This is a genomic window from Alteromonas sp. 5E99-2 (assembly GCF_017368475.1).
Taxonomy (GTDB): domain Bacteria; phylum Pseudomonadota; class Gammaproteobacteria; order Enterobacterales; family Alteromonadaceae; genus Alteromonas_F.
Window position 1 is genome coordinate 1 of sequence record NZ_JAFNJE010000042.1, and the last position, 1,456, is coordinate 1,456.

Genomic DNA, 1,456 nt, shown 5'->3' on the forward strand with positions numbered 1-1,456 from the left:
CATTCCGCTTTAATACACGTCGTTGGGATTTTGTCGGCACAAAGTCAGCAACGCGAATACGCGCGGACATACAGGCAGAGCATTCTGCACAAGACGGCCGGTACAGCACGTTTTGTGACCGGCGGAACCCTTGCTTGGACAGGCTATCATTGAGCTTTGTCGCTGAGTCACCCTGCAATGCAGTAAATAGCTTCCGCTCCATCCGACCTTCGAGGTACGGACAGGGTTGAGGGGCCGTGACATAAAACTGCGGCGCGATTGGAAGGGTATGACGCATAGGACTCTGACTGTTTAACTAACGCGAGGTTAGCAAGGCTCTTGCCACAAACCAAGCCCCCCGAAAATAGTGGGGTGTAGAAGTGGTAAATTCCGCCCGTAGTATAGTGGCATGGCTGCCGTAAAACGACGAAACACCCCACCATAAGATGAGGCATTCCGCAGGGGACGCGAGAGGTATCGATTAAGAGACCGAAATGCGGCCAGCGCGGTCATCCATGAATTGTTCAAACTCTGTTGAATCTTTCGCAGCCCGCAGACGATCGAGAAAGTCTTCAAAGTTCTCTTGCTCTTCTTCCAGACGTTCCATCATTTCAGACCGATAACGGTCAAAGCTCGCATTGCCGCTTTGGCGTTTGGTGGCCTCTGGTGACAATGATTTCACGGCCTCAGACAGGGCTGCTGGATCGATACTTTGACCAGACCCGGGGGCGAACCCGCCGCGCCAGCCTAGGACAACCGCCAGCGCAAGACCTGCGGGCCAAAAGACATTCAAAGCGACGATTGTGACCGCAATGGCAAAGCCTGCAAAAAGGAGAGTTGATAAAATCTGAACCGCAACTGGCATGCTATTGGTGCCATGAGGCAAGGCATGTGTGTTATTCATAATTCAATTCCTTAATCAATTGGGTCCCCGAAGGGACCCGTTTGAACGTTACTGAGCGGCGTTGGCGTTATCATCGGCAGATTTCGCCGCACCACCGCGTTCGTCCATAAATTGGTCAAACTCAGCTTTGTCTTTTGCTTCACGCAGACGTTCAAGGAATTCCTCAAAGTTGGTCTGCTCTTCTTCCAAACGGCGCAGGGTTTCGTCTTTATACGCATCAAACGCTGCATTGCCTGTGGCGCGGTTCATATGAACCGAATGGGAGCCACGACGACAGCTTTTGCGGCTGCCTGTCCCAGAGAATTTATTGTTGATGACCATATAGGCTGTCAATGCGAGGCCAACTGGCCAAAATACAATGTAGCCACCAACCATCGCCGTAATCCAAGCTGCACGACCGCGCGCGTCCAACCACGCTTCAGTCCGGGCGAAAAAGCCAGGGGCCTGCGTGCCCATGGAAGACGTGTTGTTCAAGGTTGCGGTGTTCATTTGGTTTCATCCTTTGGTGTGTGAAGCAAGAGGTCTTATGTGAATGCCTGTTACATTACCAAGATGGGATGTGGTCGGTCACCT

The 1,456-nt window shown here is 52.3% G+C and carries 2 protein-coding genes and 1 pseudogene; all 3 read right to left on the reverse strand.

Annotated features, from left to right (window positions below; translation table 11 throughout):
- Positions 1–202, reverse strand: a pseudogene (locus J3L16_RS15750) (arginyltransferase); the annotation flags it as partial.
- Positions 203–460: 258 nt separating this feature from the next.
- Positions 461–883, reverse strand: coding sequence for a DUF2852 domain-containing protein (locus tag J3L16_RS15755; RefSeq protein WP_207614018.1), 423 nt, complete (start codon positions 881–883; stop codon positions 461–463).
- Between the two features lie 48 nt (positions 884–931).
- On the reverse strand, positions 932–1,372 hold the full coding sequence (locus tag J3L16_RS15760) for a DUF2852 domain-containing protein (protein WP_207614019.1): 441 nt from the start codon (positions 1,370–1,372) through the stop codon (positions 932–934).
- Positions 1,373–1,456: the final 84 nt, after the last annotated feature.